This window comes from Haloarcula sp. MBLA0163, from assembly GCF_055632435.1.
Genome location: NZ_CM145745.1, coordinates 2,779,668 through 2,793,951, shown reverse-complemented (window position 1 = coordinate 2,793,951; position 14,284 = coordinate 2,779,668). Strand labels below are relative to the sequence as shown.

8 protein-coding genes are annotated in these 14,284 nt (G+C 67.7%); 4 read left to right on the top strand and 4 right to left on the bottom strand.

Translation table 11 applies throughout. From position 1 onward, the window contains the following. Window positions 1–8 precede the first annotated feature (8 nt). Window positions 9–1,796 (bottom strand): ABC transporter substrate-binding protein, encoded by a 1,788-nt coding sequence (locus ACV7GQ_RS14865; protein WP_470310995.1) that lies wholly within the window; start codon window positions 1,794–1,796, stop codon window positions 9–11. A 191-nt stretch (window positions 1,797–1,987) separates the two neighbouring features. Here ACV7GQ_RS14865 and ACV7GQ_RS14860 point away from each other — a divergent pair, with 191 nt between their 5' ends. The 3 genes from ACV7GQ_RS14860 to ACV7GQ_RS14850 are packed head-to-tail and all read left to right on the top strand — an operon-like array spanning window position 1,988 to window position 7,271. Next, window positions 1,988–3,307 carry a DUF7405 family protein gene (locus ACV7GQ_RS14860; protein ID WP_470310994.1) on the top strand — a complete coding sequence of 440 codons (1,320 nt, stop codon included), beginning with the start codon at window positions 1,988–1,990 and terminating at the stop codon, window positions 3,305–3,307. A 2-nt stretch (window positions 3,308–3,309) separates the two neighbouring features. Further along, window positions 3,310–4,983, top strand: coding sequence for a CRTAC1 family protein (locus ACV7GQ_RS14855; protein WP_470310993.1), 1,674 nt, complete (start codon window positions 3,310–3,312; stop codon window positions 4,981–4,983). Window positions 4,984–5,039: 56 nt separating this feature from the next. Then, window positions 5,040–7,271, top strand: a complete 2,232-nt coding sequence (locus ACV7GQ_RS14850) for a glycoside hydrolase family 3 N-terminal domain-containing protein (RefSeq protein WP_470310992.1) — start codon at window positions 5,040–5,042, stop codon at window positions 7,269–7,271. On the opposite strand, the gene ACV7GQ_RS14845 is transcribed toward ACV7GQ_RS14850, so the two are convergent. From ACV7GQ_RS14845 to ACV7GQ_RS14835, 3 genes are all read right to left on the bottom strand, one after another. Then, entirely contained in the window at window positions 7,262–8,341 is a 1,080-nt protein-coding gene (locus ACV7GQ_RS14845) for a TrmB family transcriptional regulator (protein WP_470310991.1), read from the bottom strand. The two genes, ACV7GQ_RS14850 and ACV7GQ_RS14845, sit on opposite strands and share 10 nt — an antisense overlap. A gap of 878 nt (window positions 8,342–9,219) precedes the next feature. After that, entirely contained in the window at window positions 9,220–10,857 is a 1,638-nt protein-coding gene (locus ACV7GQ_RS14840; protein ID WP_470310990.1) for an alpha-amylase family protein, read from the bottom strand. Between the two features lie 2 nt (window positions 10,858–10,859). Continuing rightward, entirely contained in the window at window positions 10,860–12,770 is a 1,911-nt protein-coding gene (locus ACV7GQ_RS14835) for an alpha-amylase family glycosyl hydrolase (protein ID WP_470310989.1), read from the bottom strand. Window positions 12,771–13,073: 303 nt separating this feature from the next. On the opposite strand from ACV7GQ_RS14835, the gene ACV7GQ_RS14830 reads away from it, so the two are divergent. After that, window positions 13,074–14,225 (top strand): substrate-binding domain-containing protein, encoded by a 1,152-nt coding sequence (locus tag ACV7GQ_RS14830; protein WP_470310988.1) that lies wholly within the window; start codon window positions 13,074–13,076, stop codon window positions 14,223–14,225. The last annotated feature ends 59 nt before the right edge of the window (window positions 14,226–14,284 follow it).

Genomic DNA, 14,284 nt, shown 5'->3' with positions numbered 1-14,284 from the left:
TGGTGGTGTTATTTCGTCGCGCTCAACTTGCCCTGCTTGGGGAGCCAGTGCGAGGGCCACTTGACGCCGCGGGCCGGGTCGTCCTTCGAGACGACGTCCCAGTCGGCGTCGGTGAGCCACGACTGGTCCAGCTTGCCGACCAGCCCCAGCACCGGGAGGTTCTGGTTGTGGTGCCACGCGACGCGCCGGACCGTCTCGGCGACCTGTGCCTCGTCCTGGGTCGTCGCGACGGTACGTATCTCTTCGAGCGGGTTCAGCGTCATCTCGCCGGAGCCGTCCATCGCGGGGACGGTGTGTTCGCCCGTCGAGAAGTTGTGGCCACCGCTGATGTCGGGGGCCTTCAGCTGCCAGCGCAGCGGGAAGTACGGGAACGACGACCGGGCGCCGCCCGGCAGCCAGTAGAACGCGCCCATCTTGAAGTTGGACTCGACGTAGGCGCCGAAGTAGTCGCCGCCGGGCAGCGAGTTGATGTCGAAGTCGAAGCCGAAGGCGTTCAACTGGTCGACGACGGTGTTGGTCGCCGTCGTCCAGTCGGTCCACCCGGCGGGGGTGACGTAGCTCCCGCCCAGCGTGTTGCCGTCGCCGTCGCGCCACTTGCCGCCGGACTTCGAGTAGCCCGCCTCGCGGAGCAGGGCGGCAGCCTTCTTGGACTGAGTCGCGTCCATCCCGTACCCCTCGAAGCTGTCGTAGGCGTCACCGAGCCACGACTCCTGGTCGGACGGGGCGATACCGGTGACCTTCGGGGCGGGGTCTTTCGTCCGGGGGCCGGCGTTCTCGGCGACCTGCTTGCGGTTGACGACGTGGGCGACCGCCTGGCGGACCTTCCGCTTCCCGAAGACGGGGTCGTCGTGGTTGAACATGATACCGTAGCCCCACTTCGCCGGGAGCTGGACCTCCTCGACGCGGTCCGGGAAGTTCGCGACGATCTTCGGCGGAGCGAACAGGCTCGTGACGACGTCGAGTTCGCCGCCCATCAGGCCCTGCTGGAGCGCGGTGTTGTCCTGTCGGCTCAGGAGTTCGTACGTCTCGAAGTTGACGTTGTCCGCGCTGTGGAAGTCGTCGTTGCGCGAGAGGGTCCACGCCTGGTCGTTCTTCGACTCGTAGGAGAACGGCCCGTTGCCGTGGATGTCCTCCTCCCACTGGAACTGCTGGATTGCCGCCGCGTCCTTGTCGAGGAACTGCTCGTAGACGGGCTGGTAGCCGTGGATACGGAGGTCGCCGTTGGCCAGCGTGTGCTTGATTATCTCCGGGTTCGAGGGTTTCTTCAGCGTGATGACGACCGTCTTGTCGTCCTCGCCCTTCGCGACGCTGTCGGCGAAGTCCCACAGGGTCGCCCCCGTCTTCTTCATCAGCTTGAACTGCAGGATGACGTCGTCGGCGGTGACGGGGTCGCCGGTGTCCCACGTGAGGTCCTCGCGAAGGGTGAGCGTGACCGTCTCGCCCTCGAACGACCAGCTCTCGAGGCCGGCCAGTTCGAACTCCTGGGTGGCGAAGTTGTAGGCGGCGAACCGCTCGAAGAGGTGGTTCCCGGCGATCCAGTCGTAGTTCTGGGTCGCCATCGGGTTCACGTGGAGATTCGAGGGGACGCCGTTGTTCGTCGCACCGGTGAGGGTCGCGCCGAGCACCCCCGACCCGCCATCGCTGTCGGTGGCCCCGCCGTCCTCGCTCTCGGTCGCACCGCCGTCGCCGCCGTCGCCCCCACAGCCGGCCAGCGCCGCTGCCCCGGAGACTCCTGTCAATTTGACGAACTTCCGTCTGCTAATCAGGTCGCTGTAGTCGTCGGTCGCTTGTGACATGCGTACAGTCAGACGAGTCTGCTAACCACTATTAAATATTTTGGTCAATCATGCACATAGACGTCGGTTCGGCGCCGAACTGGCGTCCGTTCCGGGGGGCGAGCGCCCACTCTCGACGGGGTCGACGGGGCAGTCGCGCCGGCGCGCGGACCGGCGAAAGAGTTAACAGTCGAGATTCGGTACCAGTGACAATGCGCCCAGACGAATCACGGGGCCTCTCTCGCCGGAGCTTCGTCCGTTCGGCGGTGGCTATCGGCGGGACCAGTGCCCTCTCGGCGTGCCTCGAGCGAGAACAGTCCAAACTCGACGACGAGCGAGAGCGGACCCAGACGGCGACGGACCCGGAGCCGTCGTTCCCGCGGGGTGACCCCGACGCCGTCCCCGACGGTCAGCACCGCTGGGGGGAGTACCTCGTCCGCGACGCACACGGGAACACGGTGCCACCACAGCAGCTGGTCGTCGTCGGCCTCGCCTACGAGGGGTCGGTCCCGCCGACGGACGACGAACGCGCACGGGTCGAGGACACGCTCAGTCTCCTCGACCGGGCGTTCCAGTGGGGGACCGGCGGCGACGCCGGCGCGGCGTTCAACCGCGGCCTCCTGTACATGTTCGGCTACGCACCCCGGTACTTCGACCGGGTCGGCGACGTCCCCGAGGGACTGGCGACGCCGGAGTCCGTCCTCGACGCGGTCGGCGAGGACCCCGGGAAGGCGGACGCCTACGACGCGGTGATGGTGCTGACCAGCGACGTCGGGTCGGTCGTCCTCGCCGCGGAGGCGGCGCTGTTCGGCGAGGTCGAGACGGTCAACGGCCTCCCCGTCGAGTCGACGTTCGAGGGCGTCTTCTCGAAGGTCGACCGACACACCGGCTACGTCGGGAAGGGTCTGCCCGCCGACAAGCTCGACAACGACGACATCCCGGAGGACGCCCCGCTGTCGATGGGGTTCAAGTCCGGGTTCCGGGACAACCTCCCGAGCGAGGACCGGGTCACCATCGACGACGGCCCGATGGCCGGCGGGACGACCATCGCCTCCTCGACGCTCCGCATCGACCTCGACCGCTGGTACGACCAGTCCCGCGAGGAACGCACGGCGGAGATGTTCTGTCCCGCCCACAGCGCCGAGGACGTCGGCCCAACGGGCGAGAAACTCGGGAGCGACAGCGGCATCACGGAGGCAGACGCCGAGAACGTCGACGCCCACGCCAGGGAGTACGGTCGCGTCGGGCACACCCAGAAGGTGGCCCGCGCCCGCGACGAGGACTTCGAACCCCGCATCCTCCGCCGGACCGAGGGCGTGGCCGACACGGTGTCCGACGGCGCGGGGTTCCAGTTCAACGCCATCCAGGAGACGATGGCCGACTTCGTCGAGACCCGGCGGGCGATGAACGTCGACGAGTACGACCACGAGGTGCCGGCCGAGGACCACGGCATCGTCGACTACATGGGGGCGATTCGACGCGGCAGCTACCTCGCCCCACCGCGTGACGAGTGGGCGCTCCCGGTGGTCTGACGATGCGGACAGGTGTCCTCGCGGTCGCGCTGTCGCTGTTGCTCGTCCTCGCCGGGTGTTCGGCGGGCGAGGCGTTCGGGACGGACCAGACCCCGGCCCGAGAGGACCCGCGCCTCCAGTTCGAGAACGTCACGGCGGCCGCCGGGCTGACCTACGAGGCGCGTGGGACCGGCGTCGGCAGCGGCAACTCCGGCGTCTACGTCGCCGACGTGAACGGCGACTCGTGGCCGGACGTCCTCACCATCGGCGGGTCGGACCCGGCGCTGTTCGTGAACCGGAACGGGACCTTCGCCCGGAGCGACGCGCTGCCACCCGTCGAGGGCCACGTCAAGAGCGCGGCCTTCGTCGACGTGGAGGGCGACGGCTGGCCGGACCTGTTCCTGTTCACCCGTGACGGGGCGGTCCACGCCTACCGCAACGACCGCGGGACGTTCACGGAGACCGACTACGGTCTGGGGAACCTCACCTACCCGCTGGGTGCGACGGCCGCCGACTACGACGGCGACGGGGACACGGACCTGTTCGTCTACCAGTCCGGGTCGTGGCGCGAGCGGAAGCCGGCGGGGTACTTCAACCTGAACACGACCGTCACGGCGGACAACGGGAACCCGAACTACCTCTACGAGAACGTCGGCGGCGAGTTCCGCCGAGTCGACGCCGACGCGGTCCGTGGGAACCACTGGAGTCTGGCGGCGAGTTTCGTCGACCTCACCGGCGACGGCCGGCCGGACATCCACGTCGCCAACGACTACAACGACGACACGCTGTACGTCAACCGCGGCGACGGCACCTTCGTGCGCCGTTCGCTGGGCGGCGCGACGGCGCGCAACGGGATGGCCTCCGAGGTCGCCGACCTCACCGGCGACGGGCGGCCCGACGTGTTCGTCTCGAACATCTGGTTCCCGGACCTTCAGGCCAACATGGACGAAGAGCGGTACGACCGCCTGAAGCGACTGTTGGAGTTCGTCATCCACTCCAGCAGGACGAAGGGGAACACCCTCCTCGTCAACGGCGGCGACGGCACGTTCACCGACCGGGCCGACGACCTCGGCGTGCGCCACGGCGGGTGGGCGTGGGCCGCCAGCGCGACCGACTTCGACAACGACGGCGACCGCGACCTCGTCCACACGACCCAGCACGTCGTGCGCATCGACCGGACGGACCCGGTGTACACCTACCCGATGGTGTTCCAGTCCAACGTGAGCGCGGCCGGCGACGACGGCGGGTTCACCCGCGTGAACCAGAGCGTCAACGGGATGGCCGAGACCGACGGCCGGGGGCTGGCGACGCTCGACTACGACCACGACGGCGCACAGGAGCTGGTCGTCGCCACCTACGACGACCCGTTCGTCGTCTACGACAACGGGGCCGCCGCCGACCGGAACGCCCTCCAGTTCCGGGTCGTCGACGAGGCCGGGGCGACGGCACTCGGGGCCGTCGTCACCGTGACGGCCGGCGACGACGAACAGGTGGTCCGACAGACGGCCAACGTGGACTACCTCTCGCAGGACTCCCGCGTCGAGCACGTCGGTCTGGGGGCCCACGAGACCGTGACCGTCCACGTCCGGTGGCCCGACGGCACCGAGCGACGGTTCGAGAACGTCGCCGCGAACCAGCGCCTCCGCATCACCGAGGCCGGAATCGTCGAGACGGCGCCGCTGGCCGCCTCGGACTGACGCGCCGGCCTGTGGCCATCCAAACCTATAAATAGGCGTGGTTGTCTGTTCTGACTATGCAGTCACAGCCGGAGCAACCCCTGTACAGAGACGACACCGTCTCCACTGCGAAACGCGTCGCGGACCTCCTCGACCGGATGACCCTCGAGGAGAAGGTCGGCCAGCTCGTCGGGACGTGGGCCGGCCACCTCTCCGAGTTCAAGTCCGTCGACGACGTCGCCGAGGAGGTCGTCGAGCACGACGTCGGTGCCGTCGCCTCGTTCGGCTGGGGCGGCGCCGTGGACATGCGCCTCGACGACATCGTAGCGAACGTGAACCGGCTACAGGAGGTCGCCCTCTCCGAGACGCGCCTCGGTATCCCGCTGCTGTTCAACGTCGACGCCGTCCACGGGCACGCCTACGTCGCCGAGGGGACGGCGTTCCCCAACGGGCTCGGCGTCGGCGCGACGTGGGACGTCGAGGCGGCGGAACGGGCCGCCGACATCACCGCCACCGAGGTCCGGCGGTCCGGCGCCCACCAGAACTACTCCCCGACGTGTGACGTCGCCCGGGACCCCCGCTGGGGCCGCACGTTCGAGACGTTCGGCGAGAGCCCCTACCTCTGTGGGAAGCTGGCGGCCGCGAAGGTCCGCGGCTACCAGGGCGACGGTATCGACGACGCCTCTTCGGTCATCGCGACGGCCAAGCACTTCCCGGCGTACAGCGAACCCGAACGCGGCGAGGACGCGGCGCCCGTGGAGGTGTCCGAGTACCTGTTGCGAAACGTCTTCCTGCCCCCGTTCCTCGACGTGCTGGACGCGGACGTCGAGTCGGTGATGCCCTCCTACAACGCCATCGACGGCGAGCCGTCCCACGGGTCGCGGCGGTACCTCACGGACCTCCTCCGGGGGACGCTCGGCTTCGACGGCACCGTCGTCTCGGACTGGAACGGCGTGCGGATGCTCCACGACGACCACAGGATCACCGCGGACCACCGCGGCTCCGTCAGGCAGACGCGCGACGCCGGCCTCGACGTCGCCTCCGTCGACGCCGTCGCCCACGCCGACCACCTCGTCTCGCTGGTCGAGGAGGGCGAACTGGCCGAGGCCGTCGTCGACGAGAGCGTCGAGCGCGTCCTCGAGCGGAAGTTCCGTCTGGGCCTCTTCGAGGACGCCTTCGTCGACCCCGGCGAGGCGCGCGACGTCGTCGGTGCCGACCCACACCGGGAGGCCTCGCTGGAGACGGCCCGCGAGTCGATGACACTGCTGCAGAACGACGGGCTCCTGCCGCTCGACGACGATGCGGACGTCCTCGTCGCCGGCCCGAACGCCGACGACCCGGTCCACCAACTCGGCGGCTGGAGCGTGCCTGACCCCGAGGGCACCGACGTCGTGACGATCCGCGACGGCGTCGAGGCGGCGACGACCGGCACCGTCGACTACGAGCAGGGCACGTCGATAAACGACGCGCTCGACGTCGCGGCGGCCGCCGAGGCCGCGGCCGAGGCCGACGTGGCCGTCGTCGCTGTCGGCGAACCGTGGTACCTCCACGAGTTCGGCCCCTCCGTCGACACCGGCACCGACCCCGACGAGTTCCCGAACCGGCACAGCCTCCACCTCCCGGACGCCCAGCGCGACCTCCTCGAGGCGATTCACGCGACGGGGACGCCGGTCGTCGGCGTCCTCGTCACCGGCCGGCCACTCGTCGTCGACTGGATGGCCGAGAACGTCCCGGCCATCCTCATGGCGTACTATCCGGGGACGATGGGCGGGCAGGCAGTCGCCGAGACGCTGTTCGGCGATATCGACCCCGCTGGTCGCCTCCCCATCACGGTGCCGCGCTCCGAGGGGCACCTGCAGACCCGTTTCAACCACTTCCCGCACCCGACGCCCATCGGACAGGACGAACACCCCTCCTCGTACGACCCGCTGTTCGAGTTCGGTCACGGACTCAGCTACGCCGACTTCGAGTACGGCGACGTGACGCTGGCCGACTCGGTCCTCGGCCCCCACGAGACGACGACGGTCCGGGTGCCGGTCGAGAACGTCAGTGACCGCGCCGGCACCGACGTAGTGCAGGTGTACGTCACGGACCACGCGAGTCCACGCGTGACACCGGTCCGCGAACTCCGCGGCTTCGAGCGCGTCTCGCTGATGGGCGGCGAAGCGACCACGGTGGCCGTCGAACTCGACGCCACCGAACTCGGTCGGGTCGACAGCGACGGCGAACGACAGACAGAGGCGGGTTCGTACACCGTCCGCGTCGGCGAGCAGACGGTCCCGCTGACCATCGAGACGACCTACGACTGAACGCCGTCGAACGAGATCGCCTCGAGCGTGATCTTCTGGGCCTCGAGGTCCTCGAACACGGCCCCCCAGCCACCGACGGAGAGCTCGTCCTCGCCGGTGTCCAGCCACACGATGGAGTACGTCGAGAGGCGCTCCAGCGAGGGGTCGTGGTTCACGAAGATGTCGGGGTAGTAGATGCCCGTCAGCGTCCCGGTGACCGTCCGGAACTCGCTGCTCGCCACGTCGCGGCCCTCGATGGTGACGGCGACGGACGCGCCGTCGTGGTGCAGCGGGGTGACGTCCCGGATGAACTCCTTGAGGCTGATGTACGTCTTCGGCAGCTGCTGGTTCGACGAGAGGGGCCCCCAGGAGTACCAGAGACAGGTCTGGAAGTACCAGTGGTTGATGAACGAGAGGATGTCGTCGTTGATGAGGATACCGTAGTTCTCCGCGGCCCGCGAGTTCGGTGCGAAGTAGGTCCGGCTCCGGTCGACGACGGTGAGGAACGGCCCGGGTATCTTGACGACCCGCATCTCGAAGTTCGGGCCCGAGAGGTCCCACGCCTCGCTCCGCTCGGCCAGGTCCGGCTCGTAGTAGACCGCGGCGTGAACGATCACGTCCCGCTCCGCGGCGGCCCTGAGGTCCGTCCGCAGCGACTCGAACTGGTCGGCGGTCAACGCGACCTCGACGGCAACGTCGGCCTCGCGGACCTGCGTCCGGACGTGTTCGAGGACCGTCTCGGCGTGTTTGACGACGCCCACCCGGTGGTCGTTGAGGTCCGGCTGCTCCCATCGGTCCTCGAGTTCCTCGGCGGCGTTGCTGAACAACTCACCGCGTTCGCGCAGATGCGCGAGGATGTCGACCGGGTCCGACGGCTCTGCGTGCAGTCGGTCCTGGTCTATCGTCTCGACGAACCCCTTCGACTCCAGCGACCGGAGCGTCTCGTACACCTGTGAGGTCGGCACGTTGGACTTCTTCGCGACGTCGACGGCGGGCAGCCGGCCGTAGTCGACCAGCGTCAGGTACGCCTCGGCCTCGTACCCCGTGAGGTCGGCGTTCTCGAGCGCCCGCTTGAGCGTGTCCCGGTCCATGTCCCATGCCTCGAGCCCCGGGTATGAATGTCTATCGCACAGCGATGCCGGATATATAAGAAATATTGTGATTGTTGCCGAGTGGGCCAGGAACGGAGTAATTCTTAATCTATCACATCAAAGAATGGAAAAGTATGGGGCAGAATAGAACCAAGACGAACTGAGACAATGACTCAGAGAATTAACGAAACAGAAAGAAGATATTTCTGATAGGTCGATTTTCGATGTGTAACGGCCGAATAAATATCTTCTACGATACGTCCGGACCGCTCAGCACCCCGCAGATGTCGGTTTCCAGCGTCGTGAGTCCTTGCCGCCGTCGGCACGAACAGCACTCTCGGTCGATACTGCTCTAACGCGTGTACTGATGTTACGAACGACGTCGCTGTCGGTCGGTGCGGGCCCTGACGAATCGCCACCAGTACGTGCCGACCAATCTAATATCGATGCCGAATTCTGATATTGGTTCTCAAATAGGGAAAACAGAGACATATTCTGTGGGTGTATTGTGGCAAATGGTGAAATATGGCTATTTTGAGGACATATTCGGGACTGTATCATTGAAACGGGGTCAGATTTGCGGCCGTTTGTCGAAAAAAGAGTGAATGAGTTTGTATCTGGCGGACTCACAGCGAAAACGGCCGAAACGTGCTGCCGATTGTCTATCGCTGTCGTTCGGTAGCTCTCGTCGTGGTACGCCGGTGGTGGCTCGGTCGAAAACGCATCGTCACAAGGGGCTCAGCGGGGGTAACTGCTCGTCATCGCCACCGACGTACGGTACGCGACCTCGGTTGAAAAGGTCGTCCATCGACCGTGACCGTCCGACGGCAGGTCGGTATCGTCGCCGACACTGTGTCGTCGTGCCGCGTCGGCCCGTGCTACAGGTCCGCCTTGAGCCAGACGTAGTCGCACGGGTCCAGCAGGAAGGTGACCCCGCCGTCCTCGACGTGGGAGCCGCCGGTGCCGACGACCCGCTCGACGTCGACGTCGGGCACCTCGAACCCGACGACGGGCTCGCGGTACTCGTCGGCGAAGTTGTGCGCACACAGGAGGGCCGTCCCCTCGTGGTCGATGCGGTGGATGAACACGTCCTTGTGTCCGGAGTCGACGATGGTGTACTCGCCGTCGTTGATGACCGGGTGGTCCTGGTGGGCGTGGACGAGCCGCTGGACGCGCGAGAGCAGGGAGTCGGGGTCGTCGCGCTGGTCGGCGACGTTGATGTGCTCGTAGCTGAACCGCCCCTCGTCGACGACGGGGTTGTACAGCTCCGCGGGGTCGGCCGACGAGAAGCCGCCGTTCTCGCCGTCGTCCCACTGCATCGGCGTCCGGACCGACTCCCGCTCGGGCAGCGAGAGGTCCGCGCCCATCCCGATCTCGTCGCCCGAGAGCAACACCGGCGTCCCGGGCAGCGAGAGCAGGAGGCTGTGGGCCATCGCGATGCGGTCGTGGTCGGCGTCGTACATGTCGGCCAGCCGGAGGCGGTGGCCGCGGCCGAATATCCAGGAGTCGCCGTCGTCGTCGCCGAAGAACTCGCGGGCGTGGTCGATGGTCTCGTTGGGGAGCTTGAGCAGGTTCCACTCGTCGTGGTTCCGCAGGAAGGTCGCCCACTGGCCGAGCCCCTCGATGTCGGGCAGTATCTCGTTGGCCCGGTACAGCGGCCACGTGTCCTTGACGCCGACGCCGTAGGTGAGGTGGACGTTCAGCACGAAGTTGAACAGGAGGTCGAACGCCTCGCCGTCGCCGAAGTAGTGGCCGAGGTTCTCCGGCTGGTCGTCGGCCTCGGCCAGCAGGACGGCGTCGCCCTGCTCGTCGCGCACCACCCGGCGCATCTCCTTGAACAGCCCCATCGGGTCGTCGAGCCGGTGGCCGTGGTGGCCCTTGGCCTGTTGCATCGGGTGGGCGGCGTCGATGCGGAAGCCGTCCGCGCCCTGGTCTATCCAGAAGCGCAACACGTCGAATATCTCCTCCTGGACCGCCGGGTTCGCGACGTTGAGGTCCGGCTGGAAGTGGTAGAACTGGTGGAAGTAGTGCTTCCCGGCGGCCTCGTCGTACGTCCAGACGCCGTCCTCGCGGTCCGGGAAGATGTTGATGGTCTCGTAGGCGCCGTCGAGGTCGTCGGTCCACAGGTAGTAGTCGTGGTACTCCGAGTCGGGGTCCTCGCGGGCGCGCTGGAACCACTCGTGGTCGCTCGACGTGTGGTTGAACACGAGGTCGGTCAGGATGCGGATGTCGCGCTCGTGGGCCCGCTCGCACAGCTCCTGGAAGTCCGCGAGCGTCCCGAGCCGGTCGTCGACCGCGCGGTAGTCGGCCACGTCGTAGCCGTTGTCCCGGAGCGGACTCGGGTAGAACGGGCGCAGCCACAGACAGTCGACGCCCAGTTCGTCGAGGTAGTCGAGTCGGTCGATGACGCCCTGGAAGTCGCCCCAGCCGTCGCCGTCGCTGTCGTTGAACGTCTTCACGTCTAGCGAGTAGACGACCGCGTCCTCGTGCCATCCGTCGTCGTAGGTCGGTATCATGCTTAGGTGTCTCCTGTGTCAGTCCGCTGGTTCTCCGATGGGAGGACGGCGACGCTCTCGACGGTTACGGTGTCGCCGTCGCCGCCCACGTCCGTGCCCGTCACCACGTCCCGCGTCGTCACTCCCTCCCCGGGGACCGAGACGGACGCGGTCCCCTCGCCGAAGTGGAGGGCGACGACGTAGCGCTCGTCGGCCTCGCGGGCGAACGCCACGACGTCGTCGCTGTCGCTCTCGTAGGCCACCGGTTCGAAGTCCCCGGCCGGCCCGAGTGCCGGCGTCGCCGCGCGGGTCTCGGCGAGCCGACGGTAGTGCTCGCGCAGGCCCTCGTCGGCGTGGTCCCAGTGGATCTCGCCCCGGCGGGTGCGCTCGCCGATCTCCTGGCCGGCGTACAGCATCGGGACGCCGGGGAGCGTGAACTGCGCGCCCGCGGCGGCCTCCGTCGCGGCCCGGCCGCAGGCGTCGACGTAGCGCTCCTCGTCGTGGTTCTCGATGTAACAGAGGAACCCCGCGTCGTCGGGGAACCCGGTCAGCGTCCGCTCGTCGATGGCGTCCGTGATGGCCTCGGCGTCGGCGTCGCCCGCCCCGACCGACCGGAACGCGCTGTACAGTTCGGTGTCGAAGTGGGTCTGGAACGCCAGGTGGTGGTAGTCGGCGACGTAGGGGATGGTCTCGTCCAGCAGGAGGAACGTGTCGTCCTGCGCGCGGACGCGGTCCCGGATCTCCCGCCAGAACGAGATGGGGACCGCCCACGCCATGTCACACCGGAAGCCGTCGACGTAGCCGGCCCACTTCTCGACCGCGTCGAGCAGGTGGCGCCGGACCGCGAGGTTCCGGAAGTTCAGGTTGGCGATGTAGGGCCACTCGAAGTAGGTCGCCGGACTGCCGTCGGCCTCCCACTCGTACCAGTCGCGGTACTCGGGGTCGCCGCTCTCGGCCCGCCGGAAGAACGCGTGGTCCCGCGCCGAGTGGTTCAACACGAGGTCGAAGAGGACGTGCATGTCCCGCTCGTGGGCGGCCTCGACCAGTCGCTCGAACTCCGCCTCGGTGCCGAGGTCGTCGGCGAGCGCGTGGAAGTCCGTGATGTTGTAGCCGTGGTCGAACCCGTCGTGTTGCAGGACGGGCGTCAGCCAGAGCGTGTCGACGCCGAGGCTCCGGACGTAGTCGAGGTTCTCGGCGATGACCTCGAACACCGACTGGTCCGGGTCTGGGTCCTTGAACCCCCGGACGTACACCTCGTAGATGGACATCTCCTTGCTCCACGCCGGCGGTTCGTTGGGGAACTCGACGGTGCCGTCGCCGTGCACCGTGACCACGTCGGGGACGCTGTACTGCTTGCCGAGCGCGACGGCGTGGACCCGGACCGAATCGTCGACGTCGTCGAGTCCGAAGACGGCCTTCCGGGTGCCCACGCGGAAACTGCGCGGGGTCGAGTCGCGGTCGTCGACGCGGAAGTCGACGCCCAGCGTCCCGTCGTCGGTGCCGCCGACGCCCGCCGTCGCGTCCGCCCGCACCGTCACGACGCCGTCGTCGACGTCGACGGAGAGGGCGACGCGGGGACGGCCCGCACCACCGCGGCGGCCGGCGTGGGCGGCCACGCCGGACCCGCTCCCGCTCGCCGGTACGCCCGTGGTGGTGCCGTCGCCCGCGTCCCCGCTCCGCCCGGCGAACTCGTCGAGGAAGTGACCGGGGACCGACAGGTCGCCGGGGAACACGCGGACCGTCAGCTCGTGGGTGCCGTCGGGCGCGTCGAGCGCGACGGTGTACACGCCGGGCGCGTCCGGCTCGAACCGAACGACCGGGTCGTCGTCGAGCGTGACCGCGCTCGCGGCCGGTTGCTCGGCGATTCGCCAGCGATACGTCGCGTCCGGGTCCGGGTCGCGTGGGGCCAGTTGTGTGGCCTCGCCGACAGCCATAAACCTCGGTGGCCCAGGATGGGGCATACCAGCATTATCAAGAGGGGTGGTAAATAGATTTTGCAGACGACCACAACCCCCGTTGTAAACGACGGCGAGTCGGGGCGGGGCGGGCGACGCCGCCCCGACCGTCGGGTGCGCGGCCACCCGGTCCACCGACGACGCGCGGCCCCGAACTGAGAGCTACAGAGCCTATATAGCCGACCGTACCGCTACGCTCGGTACCGAGCGGAACGGTCCGCTCATACTCCAAAATACCCCTATTATAAACGAGTTTAATACTCCTTCCGCCTGTTTCAGGTGATGACGCAGGACTCAAAGACGCTGTCCGACCGTGTCTCGCGGCGCAAGTTCATCGCGGCCACCGGGGTCTCGGGTGCGGCGGCCATCGCCGGCTGTTCGAGCGGCGACGGCGGTAGCTCCGACGGCGGTAGCTCCGACGGTAGTAGCTCCGACGGGGAGTCCACGGAGAGTATGGAGAACACCGAGAGCACCGACAGCGGGAGCGAGTCCGGGTCGCTCTCCCCGCTGGAGGCCGGTGGGTCCTCGACGGTCTACCCCGTCTCCAACACCGCGGCGTCCTACTGGAACGCCAACCGGCCGGCCAGCGACTCCGAGTACTGGCCGCACGGCGAGTACGACATCGACACCGAGAAGAACCTCGCCGACTACTGGGCGGGCCTCTACGGGTTCGAACCCGGCGAGGACGGCGACCCGCCGTTCACCTTCGCCGTCGGCCTCTCGCACTCCGGGACCGGCGTCGAGAAGGTCATGAACGGTCAGCACGACATCGGGAACTCCTCGGGGAACGTCGAGGACGAGCTCCCGGACCGCGACTCCTACGACGAGTTCGTCGACCACGTCGTCGCCGTCGACGGCCAGCCGCTGGTCGTCTCCCAGGAGATCGCCGACGCGGGCGTCGAGCAGATCACCGGCCAGCAGCTGAAGGACCTCTACAAGGGTCGCATCACGAACTGGAGCGAGCTCGGCGGCCCGGACAAGGAGATCCAGGTGCTCGGCCGCGTCAAGGGCTCGGGGACCCGCACCTCCTTCGTCTCGAACGTCTTCGGCAACCCCGAAGAGGACACGCAGGTCGCCAACCGCTACGGCCAGAACCAGCGCCTCGCACAGGCCATCGCGCAGGCCGACAACGCCATCAGCTACCTCGCGCTGGCGTTCATCAACACGGACGGCCTCGCCCCCATCGCCCTCGAGTGGGAGGGGACGACCTACAGCTACCAGGACGAGCAGAACGGCCTGGACTCCAAGGAGTACCCGCTCTCGCGGGACCTGCACATGTACACCTGGGAAGGCACCTCGAAGAAGGAGGCCTCCGTGATCAACATGTGCCTCCACCCGTTCGGACAGGAGACCTTCGTGGCGCCGAACAACTACTTCACGCTCGGTCAGCGCCGCCTCGAGGAGCAGCGCGCGAAGCTGCCCGACCAGGTCTGAACGACGCGAGTCGCGGACAGCAGCCGGGGAGAGACCACGACTTCCGCACCGATTTTTGA

What these genes read in the sequence shown, in the direction of transcription:
- ACV7GQ_RS14865 (WP_470310995.1), bottom strand. Translation starts at nt 1,796, where the DNA reads ATGTCACAAGCGACCGACGACTACAGCGACCTGATTAGCAGACGGAAG.
- ACV7GQ_RS14860 (WP_470310994.1), top strand. Translation starts at nt 1,988, where the DNA reads ATGCGCCCAGACGAATCACGGGGCCTCTCTCGCCGGAGCTTCGTCCGT.
- ACV7GQ_RS14855 (WP_470310993.1), top strand. Translation starts at nt 3,310, where the DNA reads ATGCGGACAGGTGTCCTCGCGGTCGCGCTGTCGCTGTTGCTCGTCCTC.
- ACV7GQ_RS14850 (WP_470310992.1), top strand. Translation starts at nt 5,040, where the DNA reads ATGCAGTCACAGCCGGAGCAACCCCTGTACAGAGACGACACCGTCTCC.
- ACV7GQ_RS14845 (WP_470310991.1), bottom strand. Translation starts at nt 8,341, where the DNA reads ATGGACCGGGACACGCTCAAGCGGGCGCTCGAGAACGCCGACCTCACG.
- ACV7GQ_RS14840 (WP_470310990.1), bottom strand. Translation starts at nt 10,857, where the DNA reads ATGATACCGACCTACGACGACGGATGGCACGAGGACGCGGTCGTCTAC.
- ACV7GQ_RS14835 (WP_470310989.1), bottom strand. Translation starts at nt 12,770, where the DNA reads ATGGCTGTCGGCGAGGCCACACAACTGGCCCCACGCGACCCGGACCCG.
- ACV7GQ_RS14830 (WP_470310988.1), top strand. Translation starts at nt 13,074, where the DNA reads ATGACGCAGGACTCAAAGACGCTGTCCGACCGTGTCTCGCGGCGCAAG.